Source organism: Neisseria sp. Marseille-Q2251, assembly GCF_940793045.1.
GTDB lineage: Bacteria > Pseudomonadota > Gammaproteobacteria > Burkholderiales > Neisseriaceae > Neisseria.
In genome coordinates, this window is record NZ_CALNWV010000006.1 from 18,836 (window position 1) to 42,091 (window position 23,256).

Sequence of the window (23,256 nt, forward strand, 5' to 3'; positions counted from 1 at the left end):
AGCGCGTTTATTTACAACCGATTTGATTGGACAATACATGAAAACAGCACAAGAACTGCGCGCCGGCAACGTATTCATGGTCGGCAACGATCCTATGGTCGTTCAAAAAACCGAATACATCAAAGGCGGCCGCTCTTCCGCCAAAGTCAGCATGAAACTGAAAAACCTGCTGACCGGTGCCGCTTCCGAAACCATTTACAAAGCCGACGACAAATTCGACGTCGTCATCCTGTCCCGCAAAAACTGTACTTACAGCTACTTTGCCGACCCTATGTACGTCTTCATGGACGAAGAATTCAACCAATACGAAATCGAAGCCGACAACATCGGCGACGCGTTGAAATTCATCGTTGACGGCATGGAAGACCAATGCGAAGTGACCTTCTACGAAGGCAACCCCATTTCTGTCGAACTGCCTACCATCATCGTACGCGAAGTTGAATACACTGAGCCTGCCGTTAAAGGCGATACTTCCGGCAAAGTGATGAAAACCGCGCGTCTGGTCGGCGGCACTGAAATCCAAGTGATGTCTTACATCGAAAACGGCGACAAAGTCGAAATCGATACCCGTACCGGCGAATTCCGCAAACGCGCTTAAGCATCAGCTGCGGTTCAAGATAAAAGGTCGTCTGAAAATTTTCAGACGACCTTTTGCCATCTCTGCGTGTTAAGTCAAGGTGCGAATCTTAAATAAGATGGGACAATGTTCCCTTTGAATCTGAACGCAGCATCATCGTTGCGAATGCCAAGCCGCCGTGTAATACGAATGATGCAGAGGGTCGTCTGAAAGCGGAAAAGGGGGTATTAAGACTTTTTTCAGACGACCTTTACTTGATGGATGGGGGTTTTACGGCTTCCTTTATCCGTTTCGGAATAAGCAATATAAAAAAGTATTCTTTGTGTTTGCCGTAATTTCACTTAGAATGCTGCCCTTGCACACTTTTTCTTCAGGAGAAGATTATGTTGAAAAAATTCGTACTCGGCGGTATGACCGCATTGGTTTTGGCGGCCTGCGGCGGAGAGGGCGGTAGCGCGTCTTCTTCTGCTCCCGCTCAATCTGCCGGCGCTTCCGGTTCTTTAATCGAGCGCATCAACAATAAAGGGACGATTACCGTCGGTACCGAAGGCACTTACGCGCCGTTTACCTACCACGACAAAGACGGCAAGCTGACCGGTTACGATGTGGAAGTTACTCGCGCAGTTGCGGACAAACTGGGCGTGAAAGTCGAATTTAAAGAAACGCAATGGGATTCGATGATGGCGGGTTTGAAGGCGGGACGTTTCGACGTGGTGGCAAACCAAGTCGGTTTGACCAGTCCCGAACGCCAAGCGACATTCGACAAATCCGAACCTTACAGCTGGAGCGGTGCGGTTTTGGTTGCGCGCAACGACAGCAACATCAAATCTATTGATGACATAAAAGGCGTCAAAACAGCGCAATCCCTGACCAGCAACTACGGCGAAAAAGCCAAAGCTGCGGGTGCGGAGCTTGTGGCAGTGGACGGTTTGGCGCAATCGCTGACCCTGATTGAACAAAAACGCGCCGATGCGACTCTGAACGATGAATTGGCGGTTTTGGACTATCTGAAGAAAAACCCGAATGCGGGCGTGAAAATCGTTTGGTCTGCGCCTGCTGATGAAAAAGTCGGTTCCGGCTTGATTGTCAATAAAGGCAATGACGAAGTCGTGGCGAAATTCAGCACGGCAATCAACGAGCTGAAAGCCGACGGCACGCTGAAAAAACTGGGCGAACAATTCTTCGGAAAAGACATCAGTGTTAAATAATTTTCTTGCTTCGCTGCCGTTTATGACGGAAACACGCGCCGATATGATTGTCAGCGCGTTTTTGCCTATGGTAAAAGCCGGTTTTATGGTCTCGCTGCCGCTGGCAGTGGCGTCGTTCCTGATCGGGATGGTGATTGCCATTGCCGTGGCTTTGGTGCGGATTATGCCTTCGGGCGGCATCGTGCGGAAAATCCTGCTGAAGCTGGTGGAAACTTATATTTCCATCATCAGGGGGACGCCGCTGTTGGTGCAGCTTGTGATTGTGTTTTACGGGCTGCCGTCCGTCGGTATTTTCATCGATCCGATTCCCGCCGCCATCATCGGCTTCTCGCTCAATGTCGGCGCATATGCTTCCGAAACCATCCGTGCGGCGATTTTGTCCGTGCCGAAAGGGCAGTGGGAGGCGGGTTTCTCCATCGGCATGACCTATATGCAGACTTTTCGCCGCATCGTCGCGCCGCAGGCATTCCGAGTTGCCGTGCCGCCTTTGAGCAACGAGTTTATCGGCTTGTTCAAAAACACCTCGCTCGCAGCAGTGGTGACGGTAACGGAATTGTTCCGCGTCGCGCAGGAAACGGCAAACCGTACCTACGACTTCCTACCCGTCTATATCGAAGCCGCTTTGGTTTATTGGTGTTTCTGCAAGGTTCTGTTCCTGATTCAGGTGCGCCTGGAAAAACGCTTCGACCGCTATGTCGCCAAATAAGGGGAAGCCATGATTAAAATCCGCAATATCCGCAAAACCTTCGGCGAAAACACCATTTTGCGCGGCATCGATTTGGATGTGGGCAAAGGGCAGGTGGTAGTCATCCTCGGACCTTCCGGCTCGGGGAAAACGACGTTTCTGCGCTGTTTAAACGCGCTGGAAATGCCTGAAGACGGACAAATCGAGTTTGACAACGAGCAACCGCTGAAAATCGATTTTTCTAAAAAAACGACAAAGCACGACATTTTGGCATTGCGCCGAAAATCCGGCATGGTGTTCCAACAATACAACCTCTTTCCGCACAAAACCGCGTTGGAAAACGTGATGGAAGGTCCGGTTGCCGTACAGGGCAAACCTGCCGCACAAGCACGCGAAGAAGCTTTGAAATTGCTGGAAAAAGTCGGCTTGGGCGATAAGGTTGACCTTTATCCCTACCAGCTTTCCGGCGGTCAGCAACAACGCGTCGGCATCGCCCGCGCATTAGCAATTCAGCCCGAGCTGATGTTATTCGACGAACCCACTTCCGCGCTGGATCCCGAATTGGTGCAAGACGTATTGAACGCCATGAAAGAATTGGCGCAGGAAGGTTGGACGATGGTCGTCGTTACCCACGAAATCAAGTTTGCGCTGGAGGTCGCTACTACCGTCGTCGTCATGGACGGCGGCGTCATTGTAGAGCAGGGCAGTCCGAAAGAATTGTTCGAACACCCCAAACATGAACGGACGCGGAAATTCCTGCGGCAAATCCGTAAAGATTCGGCAGATTATCAAAATTAAACCGTTTCATTCGATCAAAAGGTCGTCTGAAAACGAGTACAGCGGGTTTCGCTAAAGCTTCTGCCGTTTTCAGACGACCTTTTTCCATCATGGATTCACGTTGAAATGCAACGGCACCAACGAACGGCGACATAATGCTGTTTTCACTATAAAATACCGCCTTTCCCATTTTTCCGCCCATCCCTTACCATCATGATTGAAATCAAGAACCTCACCCTGCAACGCGGTTTGAAAGTCCTGCTCGACAAAGCCAACGCCACCGTCAATCCCGGTCAGCGCGTCGGTTTGATCGGCAAAAACGGGACAGGAAAATCCAGCCTGTTTGCCTTAATCAAGGGTGAAATCACTCAGGATGGCGGCAATATCTCGATTCCGAAAAATTGGCGGATGGCTTCCGTTTCCCAAGAAACGCCGGACTTGGACATCTCCGCGTTGGACTACGTTTTGCAGGGCGATGCCGAGTTGCAGGCTTTTCAGACGACCTTGGCGCAGGCGGAAGCGCAAAATGACGGCATGAAACAGGCGGAATATCATGCCAAATTAGAAGAAATCGACGCGTATACCGCGCCGGCCCGCGCGGCGAAATTGTTGAACGGGCTGGGTTTTTCGCAAGAAGAACACAGCCTTCCTGTCAAATCCTTTTCCGGCGGCTGGCGTATGCGCCTGAATCTTGCGCAAGCCTTGATTTGCCGCGCCGATTTGCTCTTACTTGACGAACCTACCAACCACTTGGATTTGGAAACCGTATTGTGGCTGGAAAACCACCTCGCCTCTTTACCCTGCACGCAAATCATCATTTCCCACGACCGTGATTTCCTCAATGCGGCCACCACCCAAACCATCGAATTGTCCCAGCAAAAGCTCACGCAATACGGCGGCAATTACGATTTTTACCAAAACGAACGCGCGCAACGTTTGGCGCAACAACAAGCCGCCTATGTCAAACAGCATGCGCAAATCAAACATCTGCAATCCTTTATCGACCGCTTCAAAGCCAAAGCCACCAAAGCCGTTCAAGCGCAAAGCCGTATGAAGGCATTGGCGAAGCTCGAGCGCATCGCTCCCGCGCATCTGGACAGCGAGTTTTCCTTTGAGTTTTACAATCCCGACCATCTGCCCAATCCTTTGCTGAATCTGGAACACGCTGATTTGGGTTACGAAGGCAAAACCGTCTTGCACGACATTACCCTGTCGCTGGAAAGCGGCGCACGTTATGGGCTATTGGGTGTCAACGGCAGCGGTAAATCTACGTTTATCAAAGCCTTGGCGGGCAAAATCGATTTACTCTCCGGCAGCATCGTTCGTTCCGAAAAACTCAATATCGGCTATTTTGCCCAGCACCAGCTCGACACCATCCGCGCCGACCAAAGCCCTGTTTGGCACATTCAGCAGCTTTCTCCCGAAGTGCGCGAACAAGAAATCCGAAATTTCCTCGGCGGCTTCAACTTTGTCGGCGACATGGCGTTGCAGAAAACCGAACCTTTTTCCGGCGGAGAAAAAGCCCGTCTCGCCCTCGCAATGATTATCTGGCAAAAACCGAATTTGCTGCTGCTTGACGAGCCGACCAACCATTTGGACTTGGATATGCGCCACGCCCTGACGCTCGCGCTGCAAAGTTTCCAAGGTGCCTTAATCGTCGTATCGCACGACCGCAGCCTGCTTGAAGCCACTACCGACAGCTTCCTCCTGATTGACAAAGGTCGTCTGAAAAACTTTGACGGCGATTTAAACGATTATCGTCAATGGCGGTTGGCTCAGGAAAACGCCACAACCGCGCCTGCTGTTTCCGCACAAAGCCAAAACCGCAAAGACACCAAGCGTATCGAAGCACAAATCCGTCAAGAAAAAGCCCGACGCGGCAAGCCGGTACAGCAGAAAATCGATAAAGCCGAAAAAGAAATGGCGCAGCTTTCCGAAATTCAAACGGCATGTGAAACATTTTTGGCACAAGAGGAAGCCTATTCGGACGAAAATAAAACAAAATTACAACAAACCCTCGCACAATTAACAGAAATTAAAGTAAAATTAACACAAATAGAAGAAAACTGGCTTTTGTGGCAGGAAGAGCTAGAGCAAATCCTGACGGAAATCGACGCAGAATTTACACAACTATAAATACTTCGCAGCGAGGGTTTCCGTACTTGCCTTCAGAAGCCGCCAAAAATACAGTTCGGCATGGTCATTTCAGACTGTCGGACTGTATATAGTGGATTAAATTTAAATCAGGACAAGGCGACGAAGCCGCAGACAGTACAGATAGTACGGAACCGATTCACTTGGTGCTTCAGCACCTTAGAGAAACGTTCTCTTTGAGCTAAGGTGAGGCAACGCCGTACTGGTTTAAAGTTAATCCACTATAAAAACAAAAATAGGTCGTCTGAAAACTCAAACTACGGAAAACACATGCGTTCACGAATCAAGCAAGGAGCACTTATCGTCGCATCCTCCCTCATTTTGGGCTTATCCCTCCACACCGCAGCAGCCGTCTTCAGTTGCCATTCCGGTAGCAGCAAAACCTACACATCCGAACCATCGGGAAACTGCACAGGTGCAGACCTGCCCAAAATCAGCAGCCACCAAGGTGGCGCATACCGTCTGAAAATCAACAAATTAAGCAGCGATAGCGAAGAAAAGGCAGCCAAGCCCAAGAAAGCGCGTTCAAAAGAAAAATCGCGGGAAAAAGCGCAAGAGCAAGAGACAAAGAGCAAAAACTCCAAATCACGCGCCAAAAAATCGGATAAATCCGCAAAAACGTCGTCTGAAAACGAGTGAAGCAGTTTTCGCTATAACGAATAAGACGGTTTGCACAGTTTGAAATTTAAAAGCCAGCCGTCCTATTTGAGAGAATATGCTAGGATTGTTATACTATTACAGTTGAATGCAATATCTATCGAACAATTACTTATTTCACATTACGACCTTACCATGAAACAATCATTTAACGCATTGGCAGCTTCATTGCTGATGTTTGCCGCCGCATCAGGCGCACAAGCTTCCTCTAAAATCTATACCTGCACAGTCAACGGCGAAGTTGTCTATACTTCTCGCCCATCCGGAAACTGCCATTCGGCAGATTTACCGACCATCGGCAAATACAGCAGCACGCGCTACGATGCTCCCGCTTTGGAAATGCCCGAGCCTGCTGCCGAAGCTCCGTCAAAACGAGCCGGCAACGCAAAACCTGCACCTAAAAATACCGCTAAGGCCAACTCCGCGCCCGCACCCATCCGTCCGGCTCCTGAAGTCGCAGCAACGCCTGCGCCCAAATCTTCCGGCAGTGCTAGCCGCCGTTCGATTTTGGAAACAGAGTTGAGCAACGAGCGTAAAGCGCTGGGCGAAGCGCAAAAATCTCTGGCGCAAGCCCGTGTAGCCAAAGGCGGTCATGTCAACCAACAGGAAATCAACAGCCTGCAAGGCGCGGTACTCGACCGCCAGCAAAATATCCAAGCCCTGCAAAGGGAGTTGAGTCGGATGTAGGCTGTTCCTGCCTTCTTTACCTGCCTTTCTTGGTTTTACATTACGTTAAATATTTCTAAAATATAAAGTTTTACAATTACCCTTTAAAACATTTAGAAATAGGTACGTATATGGCTTCCTATTTATCCGCTTTTATACTGGCTGCACCTATGGTGCTTGCCGCCCCGTATGTTGCCGCTGCGCATCCGGCGCAAGAGCAAATGCAGCAAAATATCGATACTGTTTTGAAAATTGCGCGCAATACTTCCTTGAGTGAGCCGCAGCGTGTCAAACAAATACAGCAGTATGCCGACCGTTATTTGGATTATGAACGCATTTCCGCTTTAGCAGTCGGCGCGCCTTGGCGCAATTTCTCAGCACAGCAGAAAACAGATTTTATTCAGGCATTCAAAGAGATGGTGGTTTCAATGTATTCCCATTCTGCTTTGGTGGGCGCTGCCGATGCGAAGGTTAAATTGCTGCCTAAAATGACTGAAAACGGCAATAAGTTTGATGTGTTCTCGGAGATTCAAACGAAAAGCGGTAAGAAATACGAAGTGGCGTATCAGCTTTATCGGGTAGGTTCTGCTTATAAAATCTACAATTTCCGTTTGGATGGCACAAGCTTGGTAACGGTGTACCGCAATCAATTCAATGAGTTGATTAAGCAAAAAGGTATCGACGGTACAATTGCCACCGTTAAAGCCAAGGGTTTGAAAAAGCAATAATTTGATTAATATTTTCCTGTTTTCTCAAGAAAAGGATTGGGATAGTTTTTCCATTTGAGGATAGGAGATATTGAAAAACCAACAGGTTAAAAATGAACGATCTCGCATTCATTTGAAACTTATGGGATTTGATAAACAAAAAGGTCGTCTGAAAACTTTTAAAGTTCAGACGACCTTTTGTTTATTTTGAATCATGGTTGTAGTGGAGTTGGTTTACTTCCTGCTACTTTATAGTGGATTAACTTTAAACCAGTACGGCGTTGCCTCGCCTTGCCGTACTATCTGTACTGTCTGTGGCTTCGTCGCCTTGTCCTGATTTAAATTTAATCCACTATACTTTGTTATTGTAACTTGGTCCAAAGGCAATGATTTTTGAAAATAGTAAAGCACAGAATGGATGAATTCCGTGCTATTTCTATGGCTTGTGACATTCAGATTGCGACCAGATTACAACGTCACATCCTGATCTATTTGCGCCACGCTTATCAAACCATCAAGTGTTTGCTCATTTGCGGAACGCTGTTGTCCTCAAATTTAATCAGGCTGGCTTTTGCGTGATAACCTAATACTTTGGCAACCAGTCCGCTCATGGTTTTTCTCAACATGCGGTTGTAGCGTTCTGCAGATCGATTGTAGGCGCGTCGCGCAGATACAACATCGGTTTCGGCGGCATCCAGCATTTCAAGCTGACTTTTCAGACCTTGATCGGGACGTTGTTTCAGGCTTTTTTCTAAAACTTCTTGCAGGGCGCGGAGTGAATTGTTCAAGCTTGCTTCCGCGTTGCACAAGCGAGAAAGAGATTCCGGTGAAAATGATTTGGATGCTTGGGTCAATACGGCTTCGGCATCGCCACATGAGGACAATAAATTGCTGTCGACATTGTCGTCTTCACGTCCAAGGTAAATTTTTGAAGCATCCAAAACATGTCTGACTGCTTGATGGCGGCACGCTAGGGCGATACGGAGTGCGACAAAAGATTCTTGATAATCTTTTTTGCAGCGGTCTAATTTTTGTTTGAAGTTGAGCAGTAAAACGGTCAGTATTACGGCGATGAAGATAAGACTGATGATTCCCATAGTGTGCATCCTTATTGTTTGTTGCAGTAATGTGTTGTTTGATATATGCGGATTTTGCTGTTTGTGAGTAGATACAGTTAGCCGCTGTTTTTAATTTAGTTGCGTGTAATTATACCCCAAATAAATTATTTTGCCCATTAGTCATAAAAGATTATTGGGGAAGACAATAGGAGGATAGGCTATGGCGGTTCAGTTCGATAGGAAAATGAAATATCAAGTTGGTAAAAAGGTCGTCTGAAAATTTTCAGACGACCTTTTGATTACGCTAGTTCAAACTTATTTTGCCAATTCGGCACGCAGTTTGTGGGTAACGTTCATCATCACTTGGAGTTGTTCCAGAGTTTCTTTCCAACCGCGTGTTTTCAGACCGCAGTCCGGGTTCACCCACAGGCGTTCAACCGGTACGACTTCGATGGCTTTGCGCAACAGGTGTTCCACTTCGGCTTCTGTCGGTACGCGCGGGCTGTGGATGTCGTAAACGCCCGGGCCGATGTCGTTCGGGTATTTGAATTCGCCGAACGCGGTCAAGAGTTCCATGTCGGAACGTGAAGTCTCGATAGTGATGACGTCGGCGTCCATAGCTGCGATGGCGGGCAGGATGTCGTTGAACTCGGAGTAGCACATATGGGTGTGGATTTGTGTGCTGTCTTCGCAACCGCTGGAGGACAGGCGGAAAGATTCGCCGGCCCAGTTCAGGTAGGCATCCCAATCGGCGCGTTTCAAAGGCAGGCCTTCACGGATGGCAGGTTCGTCGATTTGGATGACTTTGATGCCTGCTTTTTCCAGATCCAATACTTCGTCGTTCAGAGCCAGTGCGATTTGTTTGCACACGGTAGAGCGTGGAATGTCATTGCGGACGAAAGACCATTGCAGAATGGTTACGGGGCCGGTCAACATGCCTTTCATCGGGCGTTTGGTCAGGCTTTGTGCGTAAGTAGACCAAGCGACAGTCATGGCTTCTGGGCGGCTTACATCACCGAAGATAATCGGTGGTTTCACGCAGCGTGAACCGTAGCTTTGTACCCAGCCGTATTGGGTGAACGCGAAACCGCTCAACAATTCGCCGAAGTATTCGACCATGTCGTTACGCTCGGCTTCGCCGTGTACCAGTACGTCCAAGTCCAGTTTTTCTTGCTCTTCAACCACCAAGGCGATTTCTTTTTTCATCGCGGCTTCGTAATCGGCGGCAGACAGTTCGCCTTTTTTGAAGGCTGCGCGTGCTTGGCGGATTTCGGTGGTTTGAGGGAAAGAACCGATGTTGGTCGTCGGCAGCAGGGGCAGGTTCAACCATGCTTGTTGCGCTTTGATGCGGTCGGCAAACGGTGATTTGCGTTGGTTTGCGTTGGCAGGCAGGTCGGCAAGGCGTTTGGCGACGTCTGCGCGGTGGATTTCGCTGCTGTTGGCGCGCGAATCGGCGGCAGCTTGGCTGGCGGCGAGTTCTTCGGCAACGGAATCGCGACCTTCGTTCAATGCGGCTTTCAGAACGCGCAATTCTTGGGTTTTTTGCAGGGTAAATGCCAACCAAGAGTACAGGTCGGGTTTGTTGGCTTTCAGTTTTTCTTCAACTGACAAGTCAAATGGGGTGTGCAACAGCGAGCAAGAGCTGGAAATCCACAAACGCTCGCCCAGTTTGGCTTTCAGAGGCTCGACAGTTTCCAAAACTTTGTTCAGGTTGGCGCGCCAGATGTTGCGGCCGTCGATAACGCCGGCAGATAGGACTTTGTCGTAGTCGGCAAATGCGTCCAGTTGTTCGGGAGCGCGTACCAAGTCGATGTGCAGGCCGTCAACGGGCAGGGCTTTCAACAATGCGGCGTGTTCGGCAACAGAACCGAAGTAAGTGCTCAACAGGATTTTGGCGTTTACTTTGCTTAAAGTGGCGTAAACGTCTTTGTAGGCTTCCACCCATTCTTTAGGCAGGTCAACAGCCAAAGCAGGCTCGTCGATTTGAATCCATTCGGCACCGGCTTCAACCAAAGCGTTCAGGATTTCAACGTAAACGGGCAGCAGTTTTTGTAACAGGCTCAGGCGGTTGAATTCGACTGCGCCTTTTTCTTTACCGACCCACAGGAAGGTCAGCGGGCCGACGATGGTCGGTTTGGCTTTCAGACCGAGAGCTTGGGCTTCTTTCAGTTGTTGAACGTAGTGTTTGGCGTTTGCTTTGAATTCGGTATCGGCATGGAATTCAGGCACCAAGTAGTGATAGTTGGTGTCGAACCATTTGGTCATTTCGATGGCGAATTGGTCTTTGTTGCCGCGCGCCAGTTGGAAGAATTGTTCCAAAGACAGGTTTTGGCTGTCGAAGCCGAAACGGGCGGGAATCGCGCCGGTAGCGACTTGCAGGTCGAGGATGTGGTCGTAGAAAGTGAAATCGCCTACGGCAACGAAATCGGCGTTGGCGGCGGCTTGGTGTTTCCAGTTTTTTTCGCGCAGGTCTTCGGCGACGTCGAGCAGCTCTTGTTCGCTGATTTCTTTGCGCCAGTATTTTTCTTGGGCGAATTTCAATTCACGGAAGGCGCCGACACGCGGGAAGCCTGAGAAATGTAATGTTGTCATGTTGAACTCTCCAGTTGGATTTTGTAAGGACCGGTTCAATCCGAATCGGTCGGTATTGTAAATCAGAATAGAGCGGATGGGGCGGCGTTTTGTTTTTCAGACGACCCCTGAGGTCGTCTGAAACCGTTTTCGGCTTTAAGGACGCACGCCTAAAATATGGCAGATGGCGTAAGTCAGCTCGCTGCGGTTGAGCGTGTAGAAGTGGAAATCTTTCACGCCTTCGCGGGACAGGACTTTGACCATGTCGATGGCGATACTTGCCGCCACCAGATTGCGCGTTGCTTGGTCGTTGTCCAAACCTTCATACATTTGCGACAGCCATTTCGGGATTTTGACGTTGGTTACTTGTGCCATTTTGCCGAGTTGCTTGAAGTTGGTGACAGGCAGGATGCCGGGAACGATTTCGACGTCGATGCCCAGCATTACGCAGCGGTCGCGGAAGCGCAGGTAGCGTTCTACATCAAAGAAGAATTGGGTGATGACGTGGTTTGCGCCCGCATCGATTTTGCGCTTCAGATTGATCAGGTCGGCTTGTGCGGATTTCGCTTCGGGATGCACTTCAGGGTATGCCGCTACGGAGATGTCGAAGTCGGCGACGGAGCGCAGGAGTTTGACCAGGTCTTCGGCGTAAAACGGTTTTTTCTCATAGCCGGGCGGCTCGTCGCCGCGCAGGGCGACAATACGGCGGATGCCGCTGTCCCAATAGTCTTTGGCGATTTGGCGCAATTCGTCGGGAGAGGCGTCGATGCCGGTCAGGTGCGGCGCGGCTTCCAAGCCGGTTTCCTGTTGGATGCGTTTGACGATGCTGTGCGTACGGTCGCGTTCGCCGGAGTTTGCGCCGTAGGTTACGGAGACGAATTTGGGATGCAGGGTTTGCAGGCGATGGATGGAGTCCCACAGCATGGTTTCCATTTGTTCGTTTTTCGGCGGGAAAAATTCGAACGAAACGTTGATGTCGCCTTTCAAGTCGGAAAGGCTGTTGTTTAACGCATTGATTTCTTTTGCGTAACTCATTGGCTGTGTACCTCGGTTGTCTTTTTTAAACGTTTTCAGGCTTGTATGATAAATTTGCCTTGTGTATGAGTCAAATTCAAAATTTTCAGAAAGTTTATGAATTATTTTAATATGGTTGCCATTATGTTTGCCTCTATTCATATGAGGGCAAGCCGGGGAGAAAATACATATTCTGATGTGTGGGAATACTTTGAAATTAAATGGATTTCAATGGCTTGTATTCTTGTTGGTAAAGCAAAAGCAATAGATGTTTTGTGCTTGAGTTGGCTATCAACCCATTCAAACGTCGTCTGAAAAATTTTCAGACGACGTCTTGGTTTTTAGCTTGCAAATGATGTTGCCTCACTCAGCCTCTTCAATCCATGCCTGTTGTACGGCTTCGAGGATGCGTTCGCCGCAGCGTGCGGGATCGTCGTCGAAGTCGGGCAGCGCCATAATCAGGTCGCGCAGTTGGGTGAAGCGAACGGTTTTCGGGTCGATGCTGTCGCCGTGCAGGTCGTAGAGTTCCTCAGCGATGCGTTGGGTGTCTGTCCATTTCATGATGTCGTTCCTTTTGGAGTGTCCGAATGGGTTGATTCGGGATGGCTTGTTTAGGTTTTAATGCTTTGGGGAAAATTCGTGTCGGCAATGATTAATGCGTCTGAAATCGCATATGGTATTTTCCTATGTAATATTTTCAAGGCGTACGTTAATACATTTTTCTGACTTTCACTAAGGAAAATTTACACTTTGTCATGCAACCAAATCATTTGGAATGGTTCTTAAAGAAATCCATTATAGTATGAATAACAGGAAAATCGATGAACAACGCACTCAATGCCAAATTATCCAAACTTATTTACGCGCTCGCCTCCGATGATCCTAATTATCTTGCCAAAGCGGGGGTGTTCGACCGCCTGCTGCTGCTTATCCGCGAGCTTTATCAGATGTTGGATGATAGCGAAGGGCTGAAGCGTCTTTCCTTGCGCCTCCGTTATGGCAAGCGTTACGGCATGATTGCTTTGGATGCTGCCGCTCCGGACGAAGATGCGGGCGCTTTGCGTTTGAAACGCTGGATGGTGTATTCGCGTATTGCGGAACGCATTGTCGGCTGCGGAAACGACGTGTCTGTGGCGCTTGACGATATGGCGGTGGAGAACGAAGAAGCAAAACAGCGTTATATGGATGCCGCAAACGAAATCATCAAACGCTTCGGCTTGGCGGGATATGTCCCCGAGCCGCCAAAATCCGTCACAACCGCAACAAAAAACGAACCGGCACCGAAGCCCGAACCTAAGAGTATCATTACCCGTCATGGCAGCAGCCTCAGTATGCTGAACGCTAAAGGCAGAGTGGAAAATTACCCTGTTGCGCAAACCGTCGCTTCGATGAAAGTATCCCGCTTAAGGTTTGTCGTTCCACGTTCCAAATAAACGATTTGGCAGCGATTTGAAGGAAGGTCGTCTGAAAACGGTCGGTAAGGCAGTTTCAGACGACTTTTTGTTTGCTCAAAATTTGGCAGGGGTCGTCTGAACATTGCTGTATCCGTTTCAGACGACCTCTTTGCATCAATGATCTTCGCGCGCGTGGTTGATGGTGTATTTGGGGATTTCCACCACCAAGTCTTCGTCGGCAACCACCGCCTGACAGCTCAGGCGCGAGTCGGCTTCCAAGCCCCATGCCTGGTCGAGCAGGTCTTCTTCCAGCTCGCTCGGCTCTTCCAAGCTGTCGAAGCCTTTGCGGATGATGACGTGGCAAGTAGTGCAGGCGCAAGATTTTTCACAGGCGTGATCGACTTCGATGTCGTGGTCGAGCAGTACGTCAAGGACGGTTTTGCCTTCGGGCGCGTCTTCAATGACTGCGCCTTCGGGACATAATACGGCGTGTGGGAGTACGGTGATTTTGGGCATTTTTATTGTCTCTTGTAATGAGTGGTTTGATAATGGTGGGGTTTAACAATAGTCTGTGTTCTATGTCCATTCGAATGTAAATAATGCAATCCGGCTGACGGGTTCGTAGAGCAGAATTACGTCATCTGCTCCGTTGGAGTATCCATATCCTGAGCATGAGGCAATATGGTAGAAAGGATTACCCTGGTGTTCTATGAATACGTTCCAATCCTTGTCTTCTTTTAGAGTGAAGGCGGGAGGAATGGGACTAGTATCTACCCAATTTCCACCTTTAATCACTCCGCCTAATCTATCAAGATATAGACCAGAATAGGCATTGTCGTAAGGCTCGTCGCCGTACAGTCCCTCTCGTTTTTCAAAATCTGATTTGTTCTTTTGATAGATTTGAACAGATTCATCGAAATACTTCAGTGCTTCTTGATAAAACTCTTCTTTACGCTTTTCCAGAATGTCTTTGTTTTCAAAAGCATTGGGATCGAAATCGGCGCAAAGTATTTGTTTTAAGTTCTCTCTGTATTGAGGACTGCGGGTGAAATAGCCTTCTTCTCCCAAAAATTCATATTTGTTATCGTCTGTCAAACGGAAAGCCAACCAGTTTTCACCAATAAATTCATTGTGGTAAGCAGGTGTGAAGCCACCTATATAGTATTCATAAGGTTCGATTGGGTTGATAAGATGGACGATTGTGCCACTCCATTCTGTTTTAAATTCTCCCAAATCTATACTCATCATGGGTAGGAAATGATTTTTTAGCCATGGCTGTTTTTCACAGAATACAGTTTCCGGTTCTGCAAAAGCAATGAGATTTTCATTGAGTTCGTTGATTTTTTCCTTGAACGGGAGATTTGTAAGTTTGTTCATGGTTTGCTCGTGCTGGGTTGGTCATTATAGTGGATTAAATTTAAATCAGGACAAGGCGACGAAGCCGCAGACAGTACAAATAGTAAGGAACCGATTCACTTGGTGCTTCAGCACCTTAGAGAATCGTTCTCTTTGAGCTAAGGCGAGGCAACGCCGTACTGGTTTAAAGTTAATCTACTATATTTCAGACGACCTTTTGTGATGAAAGGGTCGTCTGAAACCGTTTATAACACGATGCCTTTGTTTTTTAAATTTTCCAGACATTCGTCCAGATAAGCATCATCGTGTTCGGGGTAAATCGGCGAATCGGCGGCTTCGATATCGTGTGCGGGATAAGGGGCAACCGCTCAACCGCTTTGCCGCGGTACAGCGGGTCTTTCCACAACGGATCGAGTTTGTAGCCGCGTTTTTCCATTTCTTCCATAATCAGCGCGTGATACAGATAGAGTTTGTCAGACGAATGGGTGAAAACGTAGTTTACCGTCGCGTGCGGCCTGCCCCAGCCTGCTCCGCGTAAGGCGGCGCATTCGCGGTGTTGCCCTAAAAGCTGGGCGCGGGGGAGCAGGGGGATGAGGGTTTGGTGCCAGAGTCTCATGTTCGGTAGCCTGAAGGTCGTCTGAAATTGTATCTTGGTTTTCAGACGACCTTTTGTTTAGTCGGGTGGTTCAAATATCTTGATGACTGTTTGTCGGTCAAGAAGGTGTGCGGCATTGAGTATGGTCAGTCTTTATGTTGTGCCACCATTCTTGCTTTCTTGGCTGCTGCCTGAATTTTTCTACGGCGTCGCCACGGGTAGTAAAGTAGCGGTACTAAAGTCAGAAGAAGGGTGAAGATGCCGGCTAGTAGTCCTGTTTCACATCTGCGTGAGGATGAGTCTAAGGTAAAAGACAAGGGTTCTACACGACCTTCAGTTATACGGTAATGACTGGTTCTTTCCTCTGTGAAGAAGGGGTCAGTATAAATGAGTTCGTATTCTTCAGTACTGATGCGTTTTACATTGCAAGTGATTTTCGAATTTACGTAGCAATCATTTTGATCAGGGAGGTACGTACACACTTTATCCCGCTCGGCATTGAACTCATTCCATGGTTTCACTGCACAACTACTGTCATCAGTTGGGTGAACGGCGATTTGAAACAAGGCGTTTATTTTGCTGCCTTGAGTGTAAGTTTCGTGTTCGGGTGGTAAAAAATGAGATACGGTCTTTCCGACCGAAATAGAGACGGTCAGCCGCCAAACAAGGGCCCAAATGAATTTCAGTATTGTCGGTATGATTAATTGAAATCGATCGGACATTTTTCTTTTCTTTTTTCAGACGACCTATGGTTTAGTGGCGTGGTTCGAGTATCTCGATGACGTTTTGCCAGTCCATAAGGCGGGCAAAGTCTAGGGCGGTTAGTCCTTCTTGCGTGGTGGCGGCCGGGTCTGCACCCAATTCGAGCATGGCTTTGACCAGGGGCGCGTTGCCTGCGATGGCTTCGTGATGGAGCGGTGTGTAGCCGTCTTCGTCTTGCTCGCGCAGGTAATCCGGGTTTTGTGCCAGCTGTTGGCGGAAGTCGTCCAGACAGTTTCGGCACATCGGATGTTCGTCCAGATTTTCGGGGTGTTCTTTTTCTTCGTAAACCAGCAAGACTTCTTCGGGATCGCCAAAGTCGATTCCCCATGCAGCATCGTGTTCTGCGCGCTCTTGCGGCGTCATTTGGATGCGGACTGCCTGTACGGTGAAGCCGCCGTAGGGGATGCCGTTACACAGGAACATCCAGTCGCTGATATCGTCAACCGGAACGCAAACGCTTTCGCCTTGTTCTACATTGGTCAGGTCGTTGGGTTCGTTGACCAGCGTGCCGAAAATGTGGAGGCCGTCGAAGTAGATGTCGTTTATCCACATATGTTCGCAAATTTCGCCGTCTTCGCTGTCTTGGAAAAAAGGTACTTTGACCATGGCAAAATCCAAGGCGGGTATGATGCGGCGGTTTTCCCAATACAGCTCGCGCCAGAAATATTTGAATGTGGAACGTGCCTGTTCGAAGGCGCGGTTCATGAGTTCATTTTCCTGATCGATACCGTAAACAATGGATTCGCTCATGGGATTCTCCTAAGGTCAAAGTGGATGCGGGTCGTCTGAACGGGGCTGCCGGTGTGTTTTCAGACGACCTGATGCTTTATTGGACTAATATGCTGCCCCAGCCGTCGTAGTCGCCGTTGTTTTCTTGGGCGATATCGATCAACTCCCATGTGTCGTTGTCGATGTCGGTGAGCGGGGCGTTTTTGGAAAGTTGCAGACGGTAGCTCGGGTGGTCTTCTTCCTGCTCGATGCGGCCGCTGTCGCTGACGGTATAGCCTAATGTGCCGACTTTGGCGGCTGCTGCATTCAGGTCTGCTTCTGTGTGGAAAAACAGCCAGTGGTCGATGGGGCGGGGCTTATCGAGGCGGTCGCCGTCTTGTCGGAAACGGCGTAAAACCTGCTCGTTGCGGATAGCTTGCAACTCGTAGCTGTCCGGATACAGGAATTCTTGATAAAACGACCATTCGGCATCTTCGCTGATTGTGATGTCGCAAACGCGGTCGTTTTGTGTCAGCAAGGTACGGCAGGCTTGGGCGAAGGTTTCGGCATCGCGGCTGTAAAAATGCCAATTTGCCGCGCCGTTTGTGGTGACTATGCCTGCGGGAATGTTGTCGTTGCCCGCCAGTCGGTCGATTTGGTCTTCGAGGTCGTAAACCGCTTCGCTTTCTTCGGGCGTCGGGAAGCCGTGTTCGTTGGTTTGTTCCAATTTCATACTGACGCGCACATGCTGCGGATACTCTGCCAGCGGCGCGACTTCGATTAAGGCAAGGTTGATGCGTAAGGCGGCGGGTGCGTCGCCAATGCGGCTGAAATAAACGTTCCAGTCTTGGGGGATGGAAGGGTTTTGCATAGGATGGGGTCGTCTGAAAAATAGTGTTTGAATTTTTTCAGACGACCTTTGTGTCTTTCGAGGTCGTCTGAAACTGTTTGCCATCAAATATCGTCCACACTTTGCCCTGTCAGCGCACGTTGGATGTTGCGGTTCATGCGTTTGGCGGCGAAGTTGTCGGTGCTGCGGCTGAGGTTGGCGACGGCGGCGCGGATGTCTTCGGCGTTGCCGTTTTTCAGACGACCTTGCAAATCGGCGATGTCTTGTTGGATTTGTGTAAGCTCTTCGGCATCCAGCAAATCGCTATCCAACTCAAGGGCGGCGTTGACGGCGTCGGTCAGGCTTTCGGCTTCGACTACGGCTTCGGCGCGGGCGCGTGCCGCCATGTCTTCGGCGGCGTTGCTCATGCTGTCTTTGAGCATTTGGGTGATGGTGTCGTCGTCCAAGCCGTAGGAAGGTTTGACTTCGATTTGCGCCTGTACGCCGGTGCTTTGTTCTTGGGCGGAAACGGACAGCAAGCCATCGGCGTCAACTTGGAAGGTAACGCGGATACGCGCCGCGCCTGCGGTCATGGGCGGAATGCCGCGCAGGGTGAATTTGGCAAGGCTGCGGCAGTCGGAAACGAGTTCGCGCTCGCCTTGTACGACGTGTATCGTCATGGCGGTTTGACCGTCTTTGAAGGTGGTGAAGTCCTGCGCGCGCGCGGTGGGGATGGTGGAGTTGCGCGGGATGATTTTTTCGGCGAGTCCGCCGTAGGTTTCCAAACCGAGCGACAAGGGGGTAACGTCCAGCAGCAGCCATTCGCCGTCGGTTTTGTTGCCGGCAAGGACGTTCGCCTGTATGGCGGCGCCGAGTGCGACGACTTCGTCGGGGTTGAGGTTGTTCAGCGGGGTTTGTCCAAAGAAGGTGGCGACCGCTTGTTGGACGTGCAGCATACGGGTGGAACCGCCGACCATAATCACGCCTTTAATGTCGGCTTTGGTCACGCCCGCGTCTTTCAGGGCTTGTTTCACCGGCTCTATGGTTTTTTGTACCAGATTTTGCGTCAGGTGGTGAAATTCTTGGCGGGTAATGACGGTATGGATTTTGCGGCCGTCTGAAAGCGTGGCTTCGACGACGGCTTCGGTTTGGCCGGTCAGTTGTTCTTTGGCGGCGCGGACAAGGGAAAGCAGAAGCTGGCTGTCGCGCTCGTTGAGTTTGGAGAGGTCGTTTTGTTCGAGCAGGTAGCAGAATAAACGATGGTCGAAGTCATCGCCGCCCAATGCGCTGTTGCCGCCGGTGGCTTTGACTTCAAACAGCCCTTTGGTCAGTTGCAATACGGATACGTCGAATGTACCGCCGCCCAAGTCGTAAACGACAAACGTGCCTTCCGAGGCGTTGTCCAGACCGTAGGCAATCGCGGCGGCGGTCGGCTCGTTGAGCAGACGCAATACGTTCAAGCCCGCCAAACGCGCGGCATCTTTGGTGGCTTGGCGTTGGGCATCGTCGAAATAGGCGGGAACGGTAATGACGGCGCCGACCAAATCGCCGCCTAAAGTTTCTTCGGCGCGCAATTTGAGGGCTTTGAGGATTTCAGACGACACTTCGATAGGCGTTTTGGCACCTTGACGGGTGTTCAACTCAACCACGCGCTCGTTGGGTGTAAACCGGTAGGGCAGGTATTGCGCCTCATGCGCGAGGTCGGTAAGTGTGCGGCCAATCAGGCGTTTGGCGGAACTGACGGTGTTCAGCGGGTCGGTTTTTTGGGCGGAAAGGGCGGTTTTGCCGACTTCGACAGCGTCGCCTTCGCAGTAGCGGACGACGGAGGGCAGGGTGGTGCGCCCGTCAATATCGGTCAGACAAACCGGGCTGCCGCTGCGGACGGTGGCAACCAGGCTGTTGGTCGTACCCAAGTCGATGCCGACGGCGAGGCGGTGTTGATGCGGAGCGGCGGACATGCCGGGTTCGGAAATCTGCAAAAGAGCCATGATTGTGTGCCTTTTGATGCTGTATTTATTAGGATAGTTCGGTATTTTAACAGATTTCGGGCGGATAGTTGAGTGGTTTGGTAGGGAATTGACTGTGGTTTGAATATTTGCATTTTTAGATAAAAACAAAGCCGACCGGATTGCTTTTTCAGGTCAGCTTTGTGTTTAAACATGGGCGCTGTCGATTTCGGCGTACCGTTTTGATTTTTCTTCCTCGCTTAAGAATGAGGCTTTGAACGAGTTTTTGCACAAGGCGCGGATGTCTGCTTCATTCAAATCCAATGCGTCGGCAAGTTCGATGAAATTTTGGTTGAGGTAGCCGCCGAAATAGGCGGGGTCGTCTGAATTGACGGTAACCAATACGCCGCGCTCAAGCATACGGCGCAGGTTGTGTCGGGACAGGTCGCCGACGACTTTGAGTTTGAGGTTGCTCAATGGGCAGACGGTCAGGGGCATTTGTTCGGCAATCAGACGCTGCATAAGGGTTTCGTCTTCTTCGGAGCGCACGCCGTGGTCGATGCGGACGACTTTCAACAAATCCAACGCTTCCCAAACGTATTCGGGCGGGCCTTCTTCGCCGGCATGGGCGACGGCGGGAAAACCTTGCGCGCGGGCTTGGGCGAAGACGCGCTCGAATTTCGAGGGCGGGTTGCCGAGTTCGCCCGAATCCAGTCCGATGCTGTCGATATGTCGTCTGAAAGGCTGCGCTTGGGCAAGCGTTTCAAACGCGGATTCTTCGCTCAAATGCCGCAGGAAACACATAATCAGCCTGCTGAAATACCCCATTTTTCCTGCGCTTCCAAGCGGGCGCGGGTAATGCCGTTGATGACGGTTTCAAACGCCACACCACGCGCGGTATGGGTTTGCGGGTCGAAGAAGATTTCGGTGTGGACGACGTTGTCCTCGCGGCAGCGGGTGAAATAGGCGGTGGTCAGGTCGTAAAAATCCTGCTCGTGAAGCAAGACCGCCGCCGCTGCGTAGTAAATATCGAGGAAGGATTGCAGGTTGTGAAAATCGTAAGCGCGGCGCACGGCTTCCACATCCGCATATGGAATGGAAACGCCGTTGCGCTCGGCGATGGCGAACATCAATTCCGGCTCGAACGTGCCTTCGATATGGACGTGTAATTCGGCTTTAGGCAGGGCGCGGATTAAGGTGTGTACGGTCATGGGCAGCACCCGCTCGGTCAATAGTGGCGGCGGCGGAAGTAGAACATTCCTTCGCTGTCGAGTTCGAGGATGTAGCGGCCGTTTTGAACGGCGGCATAGCCGCTTTTGCCTGCCTGATAGGGTTGCAGGGCAGCATGGGAGAGGAGGTAGCCGGTCAGTTTGCCGCCGTCTTCGGCGATGTTGCCGACCAGTTTGGCAAACAAGGCATGGCATTTGCCGTTTTCAGTCCAGCCCAAAGGCTCACCTTTGTCGCCGGTTTCCATACATTTTCCGCTGATGACTTCCAAATCGTTGGGGTGGTTGCCGATCAGTTGGATGACGTTTTGTTCGGACAAGCCGTTAATCGGATAGCTGATTTGTTTTTTGCCGTCGTTGGTTTTACTTTCACTGCTTTGACCTAAATCCAAGCCTGTGATGGCGTTGTTGTCGATGTATTTGACTTTAAACGAGGGTTTTGGCGCGGCTTCGACGGCATTTTGGGCGGGCTCGGCCGGGGCTTCGGATTTGCCGCAGGCGGCAAGCAGGAGGGCGGATAAGAGAATCGGAAAGGCTTTCATCGGATATTCCTTGTTTTAGACAGGAAAAGGTCGTCTGAAATATAAGCGGACTGCTTTTTCAGACGACCTTTTGAGATTTACTTCAATGGGCGGATGCCGACGGCGTCGCGTACTTTGTCCAGCAGTTCGCGCGCTTCTTTGCGCGCTTTGGCGGCGCCCGCCTGCAGGATGTCTTCGATTTGCGAAGGATTGGCGGTCAGCGCGTTGTAGCGTTCGCGCGGTTCTGCCAGCTCGGCGTTGATTTTGGCGGCCAAGAGTTTTTTGGCTTCACCCCATGCCAGGCCTTCGGTAAGCATTTGTGTGAACGCTGCGGTTTCAGACGATGTGGAGAAGGCTTTGTAGATTTCAAACAAAGGGCTTTCGTCGGGCTGTTTCGGCTCGCCCGGCTCTTTCATGTTGGTGATGATTTTGTTGACCGATTTTTGGGTTTTCTTGTCGTTTTCCCAAAGCGGAATGGTGTTGCCGTAGGATTTGGACATTTTTCGCCCGTCCAAGCCGACCAAGAGTTCGACGTTTTCGTCGATTTTCACTTCGGGCAGGGTGAAAACTTCTTTGAAGCGGTGGTTGAAGCGGCCGGCGATGTCGCGCGCCATTTCGACGTGTTGGATTTGGTCGCGACCGACGGGGACTTCGTTGGCGTTGAACATGAGAATGTCAGCGGTCATCAGGATGGGGTAGCTGTACAGACCCATTTCTACACCGTGATCGGGGTCTTCCTGATTGTTTTCGACATTTGCCTGCACGGCGGCTTTATAGGCGTGGGCGCGGTTCATCAGGCCTTTGGCGGTGATGCAGGTCAGAATCCAGTTCAATTCCATCACTTCGGGAATGTCGCTTTGGCGGTAGAAGGTGGTGCGCTCGGGGTCGAGTCCGCAGGCAAGCCAAGTGGCGGCAATGGCTTGGGTGGATTGGTGAATCATCTCCGGCTCGTGGCATTTGATGATGCCGTGGTAGTCGGCGAGGAAGAGGAAGGATTCGGTATCGGGGTTTTGCGCCGCGCGGACGGCAGGGCGGATGGCGCCGACGTAGTTGCCCAGATGCGGGATGCCGGTGGTAGTTACGCCTGTGAGGACGCGTTTCTTGCTCATGGGGATATCCTTAAATGGCTCAAGGTCGTCTGAAAATGAAATAGGGATGGATTATACCTGATTCTGATGCGTTTCAACTTTACGGAAATCGGCGGATTCAGGCAGGAGTCTCAACACAACGGACGGATAAAACCGTCAAGTCAGTTGCGTGAAATAATAAAAACGGATGATTTGTTTTTGGCGGGGGTCAAATATATCCGTTCTGCTGTACATCGCAGTTGAAACTGAATTTACAAAACCCTACCAGCTGTCGCGTTTCATGCGGTCGAGTTGGCGGCGGTCGCGTTTGGTCGGCCTGCCGTCGGGATACGCCGCGCTGATGCGGCTTGCTTGGTCGAGCTGTTTTTGCGCTTCGCGTTCGGCGGCGGTTTTCATGTCTTCTTCGTAAAGCTGACGCGCTTCGGGTGCGGGGCGGCGCTGGTGGTTGAGTGCCAATACTTTGATTTTGTAAGGCAGTGAATTGAGCGTCAGGTCGATGATGTCGCCTGCGCTGATATTTTTGCTGTTTTTGACTTTGGCACCGTTGACCTGAACCCTGCCCAATTCGATATGTTTTTGAGCCAGTGCGCGGGTTTTGAAAAAGCGCGCAGCCCAAAGCCATTTGTCGAGCCGCATCGCCGTATTGTCGTGTTCGTTTTTCATAGCCTGTTTGAAATGATTGAACTGAATGGAAGTTTATCATAAGATACGGCACTTCATTTGTTTAGTGCAGATATACTATATCATCCGCAAAAGG

General features: G+C 50.4%; 23 protein-coding genes and 2 pseudogenes. 10 read left to right on the forward strand and 15 right to left on the reverse strand.

What is annotated here, in order from left to right; translation table 11 throughout:
* The first annotated feature begins 37 nt into the window (after window positions 1-37).
* The 8 genes from efp (at window position 38) to AAG834_RS03970 (ending at window position 7,452) form a co-directional block, all read left to right on the forward strand.
* Complete coding sequence (efp, locus tag AAG834_RS03935; RefSeq protein WP_002219406.1) at window positions 38-598, forward strand: elongation factor P; 561 nt, start codon at window positions 38-40, stop codon at window positions 596-598.
* 362 nt (window positions 599-960) lie between these two features.
* On the forward strand, window positions 961-1,785 hold the full coding sequence (locus tag AAG834_RS03940; RefSeq protein ID WP_342031322.1) for an amino acid ABC transporter substrate-binding protein: 825 nt from the start codon (window positions 961-963) through the stop codon (window positions 1,783-1,785).
* Window positions 1,775-2,491, forward strand: a complete 717-nt coding sequence (locus AAG834_RS03945; protein WP_342031323.1) for an amino acid ABC transporter permease — start codon at window positions 1,775-1,777, stop codon at window positions 2,489-2,491. Before AAG834_RS03940 ends, AAG834_RS03945 begins: the two co-directional genes overlap by 11 nt.
* A gap of 9 nt (window positions 2,492-2,500) precedes the next feature.
* Complete coding sequence (locus AAG834_RS03950) at window positions 2,501-3,268, forward strand: amino acid ABC transporter ATP-binding protein (protein WP_342031324.1); 768 nt, start codon at window positions 2,501-2,503, stop codon at window positions 3,266-3,268.
* 192 nt (window positions 3,269-3,460) lie between these two features.
* Entirely contained in the window at window positions 3,461-5,383 is a 1,923-nt protein-coding gene (locus AAG834_RS03955; RefSeq protein ID WP_342031325.1) for an ATP-binding cassette domain-containing protein, read from the forward strand.
* Between the two features lie 288 nt (window positions 5,384-5,671).
* Window positions 5,672-6,040, forward strand: coding sequence for a nucleolar protein (locus AAG834_RS03960; RefSeq protein ID WP_342031326.1), 369 nt, complete (start codon window positions 5,672-5,674; stop codon window positions 6,038-6,040).
* Between the two features lie 153 nt (window positions 6,041-6,193).
* On the forward strand, window positions 6,194-6,745 hold the full coding sequence (locus AAG834_RS03965; protein ID WP_342031327.1) for a hypothetical protein: 552 nt from the start codon (window positions 6,194-6,196) through the stop codon (window positions 6,743-6,745).
* Between the two features lie 110 nt (window positions 6,746-6,855).
* Window positions 6,856-7,452 carry an MlaC/ttg2D family ABC transporter substrate-binding protein gene (locus AAG834_RS03970; protein WP_342031328.1) on the forward strand — a complete coding sequence of 199 codons (597 nt, stop codon included), beginning with the start codon at window positions 6,856-6,858 and terminating at the stop codon, window positions 7,450-7,452.
* Window positions 7,453-7,937: 485 nt separating this feature from the next.
* On the opposite strand, the gene AAG834_RS03980 is transcribed toward AAG834_RS03970, so the two are convergent.
* From AAG834_RS03980 to metF, 3 genes are all read right to left on the reverse strand, one after another.
* A complete protein-coding gene (locus tag AAG834_RS03980) occupies window positions 7,938-8,537 on the reverse strand; it encodes a LemA family protein (RefSeq protein ID WP_070515068.1) in 600 nt (199 codons plus the stop codon).
* A gap of 267 nt (window positions 8,538-8,804) precedes the next feature.
* Window positions 8,805-11,081, reverse strand: coding sequence for a 5-methyltetrahydropteroyltriglutamate--homocysteine S-methyltransferase (gene metE, locus AAG834_RS03985; protein WP_342031329.1), 2,277 nt, complete (start codon window positions 11,079-11,081; stop codon window positions 8,805-8,807).
* A gap of 135 nt (window positions 11,082-11,216) precedes the next feature.
* Window positions 11,217-12,095, reverse strand: coding sequence for a methylenetetrahydrofolate reductase (gene metF / locus AAG834_RS03990; protein ID WP_070515064.1), 879 nt, complete (start codon window positions 12,093-12,095; stop codon window positions 11,217-11,219).
* Between the two features lie 96 nt (window positions 12,096-12,191).
* Between metF and AAG834_RS03995 the strand changes: the two genes are divergently transcribed.
* A complete protein-coding gene (locus tag AAG834_RS03995) occupies window positions 12,192-12,389 on the forward strand; it encodes a hypothetical protein (protein WP_003764482.1) in 198 nt (65 codons plus the stop codon).
* A 48-nt stretch (window positions 12,390-12,437) separates the two neighbouring features.
* Here the strand turns inward: AAG834_RS03995 and iscX are convergent, their stop codons facing one another.
* Window positions 12,438-12,635, reverse strand: coding sequence for a Fe-S cluster assembly protein IscX (gene iscX, locus AAG834_RS04000; protein ID WP_003742471.1), 198 nt, complete (start codon window positions 12,633-12,635; stop codon window positions 12,438-12,440).
* Between the two features lie 260 nt (window positions 12,636-12,895).
* Between iscX and AAG834_RS04005 the strand changes: the two genes are divergently transcribed.
* A complete protein-coding gene (locus AAG834_RS04005; RefSeq protein ID WP_342031330.1) occupies window positions 12,896-13,507 on the forward strand; it encodes a hypothetical protein in 612 nt (203 codons plus the stop codon).
* 135 nt (window positions 13,508-13,642) lie between these two features.
* Here AAG834_RS04005 and fdx read toward each other — a convergent pair whose 3' ends face one another.
* The 11 genes and pseudogenes from fdx to AAG834_RS04060 all read right to left on the reverse strand — a co-directional run bounded on the left by fdx (window position 13,643) and on the right by AAG834_RS04060 (window position 23,162).
* Window positions 13,643-13,984 (reverse strand): ISC system 2Fe-2S type ferredoxin, encoded by a 342-nt coding sequence (fdx, locus tag AAG834_RS04010; RefSeq protein ID WP_003764447.1) that lies wholly within the window; start codon window positions 13,982-13,984, stop codon window positions 13,643-13,645.
* A 60-nt stretch (window positions 13,985-14,044) separates the two neighbouring features.
* Window positions 14,045-14,845, reverse strand: coding sequence for a hypothetical protein (locus AAG834_RS04015; protein ID WP_342031331.1), 801 nt, complete (start codon window positions 14,843-14,845; stop codon window positions 14,045-14,047).
* Window positions 14,846-15,069: 224 nt separating this feature from the next.
* A pseudogene (locus AAG834_RS04020) lies at window positions 15,070-15,440 on the reverse strand (TIGR02328 family protein).
* Between the two features lie 125 nt (window positions 15,441-15,565).
* Entirely contained in the window at window positions 15,566-16,141 is a 576-nt protein-coding gene (locus tag AAG834_RS04025) for a hypothetical protein (RefSeq protein ID WP_342031332.1), read from the reverse strand.
* Window positions 16,142-16,172: 31 nt separating this feature from the next.
* The gene (locus AAG834_RS04030; RefSeq protein WP_107812833.1) at window positions 16,173-16,931 is read right to left on the reverse strand and encodes a DUF2314 domain-containing protein; all 759 of its coding nucleotides are present in this window, start codon (window positions 16,929-16,931) and stop codon (window positions 16,173-16,175) included.
* A gap of 76 nt (window positions 16,932-17,007) precedes the next feature.
* Window positions 17,008-17,844: a DUF695 domain-containing protein gene (locus AAG834_RS04035; RefSeq protein ID WP_342031333.1), complete on the reverse strand. Its 837-nt coding sequence runs from the start codon at window positions 17,842-17,844 to the stop codon at window positions 17,008-17,010.
* On the reverse strand, window positions 17,844-19,706 hold the full coding sequence (gene hscA, locus AAG834_RS04040; RefSeq protein WP_342031334.1) for a Fe-S protein assembly chaperone HscA: 1,863 nt from the start codon (window positions 19,704-19,706) through the stop codon (window positions 17,844-17,846). Before hscA ends, AAG834_RS04035 begins: the two co-directional genes overlap by 1 nt.
* A gap of 165 nt (window positions 19,707-19,871) precedes the next feature.
* Window positions 19,872-20,875, reverse strand: a pseudogene (locus AAG834_RS04045) (adenosine deaminase).
* A gap of 17 nt (window positions 20,876-20,892) precedes the next feature.
* A complete protein-coding gene (locus AAG834_RS04050; protein WP_342031335.1) occupies window positions 20,893-21,432 on the reverse strand; it encodes a hypothetical protein in 540 nt (179 codons plus the stop codon).
* A 77-nt stretch (window positions 21,433-21,509) separates the two neighbouring features.
* Entirely contained in the window at window positions 21,510-22,520 is a 1,011-nt protein-coding gene (gene trpS / locus AAG834_RS04055; RefSeq protein ID WP_342031336.1) for a tryptophan--tRNA ligase, read from the reverse strand.
* A 240-nt stretch (window positions 22,521-22,760) separates the two neighbouring features.
* Window positions 22,761-23,162 carry an RNA-binding S4 domain-containing protein gene (locus AAG834_RS04060; RefSeq protein WP_003758524.1) on the reverse strand — a complete coding sequence of 134 codons (402 nt, stop codon included), beginning with the start codon at window positions 23,160-23,162 and terminating at the stop codon, window positions 22,761-22,763.
* Between the last annotated feature and the right edge of the window lie 94 nt (window positions 23,163-23,256).

What these genes read in the sequence shown, in the direction of transcription:
- efp (WP_002219406.1), top strand. Translation starts at nt 38, where the DNA reads ATGAAAACAGCACAAGAACTGCGCGCCGGCAACGTATTCATGGTCGGC.
- AAG834_RS03940 (WP_342031322.1), top strand. Translation starts at nt 961, where the DNA reads ATGTTGAAAAAATTCGTACTCGGCGGTATGACCGCATTGGTTTTGGCG.
- AAG834_RS03950 (WP_342031324.1), top strand. Translation starts at nt 2,501, where the DNA reads ATGATTAAAATCCGCAATATCCGCAAAACCTTCGGCGAAAACACCATT.
- AAG834_RS03955 (WP_342031325.1), top strand. Translation starts at nt 3,461, where the DNA reads ATGATTGAAATCAAGAACCTCACCCTGCAACGCGGTTTGAAAGTCCTG.
- AAG834_RS03960 (WP_342031326.1), top strand. Translation starts at nt 5,672, where the DNA reads ATGCGTTCACGAATCAAGCAAGGAGCACTTATCGTCGCATCCTCCCTC.
- AAG834_RS03965 (WP_342031327.1), top strand. Translation starts at nt 6,194, where the DNA reads ATGAAACAATCATTTAACGCATTGGCAGCTTCATTGCTGATGTTTGCC.
- AAG834_RS03970 (WP_342031328.1), top strand. Translation starts at nt 6,856, where the DNA reads ATGGCTTCCTATTTATCCGCTTTTATACTGGCTGCACCTATGGTGCTT.
- AAG834_RS03980 (WP_070515068.1), bottom strand. Translation starts at nt 8,537, where the DNA reads ATGCACACTATGGGAATCATCAGTCTTATCTTCATCGCCGTAATACTG.
- metE (WP_342031329.1), bottom strand. Translation starts at nt 11,081, where the DNA reads ATGACAACATTACATTTCTCAGGCTTCCCGCGTGTCGGCGCCTTCCGT.
- metF (WP_070515064.1), bottom strand. Translation starts at nt 12,095, where the DNA reads ATGAGTTACGCAAAAGAAATCAATGCGTTAAACAACAGCCTTTCCGAC.
- AAG834_RS03995 (WP_003764482.1), top strand. Translation starts at nt 12,192, where the DNA reads ATGAATTATTTTAATATGGTTGCCATTATGTTTGCCTCTATTCATATG.
- iscX (WP_003742471.1), bottom strand. Translation starts at nt 12,635, where the DNA reads ATGAAATGGACAGACACCCAACGCATCGCTGAGGAACTCTACGACCTG.
- AAG834_RS04005 (WP_342031330.1), top strand. Translation starts at nt 12,896, where the DNA reads ATGAACAACGCACTCAATGCCAAATTATCCAAACTTATTTACGCGCTC.
- fdx (WP_003764447.1), bottom strand. Translation starts at nt 13,984, where the DNA reads ATGCCCAAAATCACCGTACTCCCACACGCCGTATTATGTCCCGAAGGC.
- AAG834_RS04015 (WP_342031331.1), bottom strand. Translation starts at nt 14,845, where the DNA reads ATGAACAAACTTACAAATCTCCCGTTCAAGGAAAAAATCAACGAACTC.
- AAG834_RS04025 (WP_342031332.1), bottom strand. Translation starts at nt 16,141, where the DNA reads ATGTCCGATCGATTTCAATTAATCATACCGACAATACTGAAATTCATT.
- AAG834_RS04030 (WP_107812833.1), bottom strand. Translation starts at nt 16,931, where the DNA reads ATGAGCGAATCCATTGTTTACGGTATCGATCAGGAAAATGAACTCATG.
- AAG834_RS04035 (WP_342031333.1), bottom strand. Translation starts at nt 17,844, where the DNA reads ATGGCAAACAGTTTCAGACGACCTCGAAAGACACAAAGGTCGTCTGAA.
- hscA (WP_342031334.1), bottom strand. Translation starts at nt 19,706, where the DNA reads ATGGCTCTTTTGCAGATTTCCGAACCCGGCATGTCCGCCGCTCCGCAT.
- AAG834_RS04050 (WP_342031335.1), bottom strand. Translation starts at nt 21,432, where the DNA reads ATGAAAGCCTTTCCGATTCTCTTATCCGCCCTCCTGCTTGCCGCCTGC.
- trpS (WP_342031336.1), bottom strand. Translation starts at nt 22,520, where the DNA reads ATGAGCAAGAAACGCGTCCTCACAGGCGTAACTACCACCGGCATCCCG.
- AAG834_RS04060 (WP_003758524.1), bottom strand. Translation starts at nt 23,162, where the DNA reads ATGAAAAACGAACACGACAATACGGCGATGCGGCTCGACAAATGGCTT.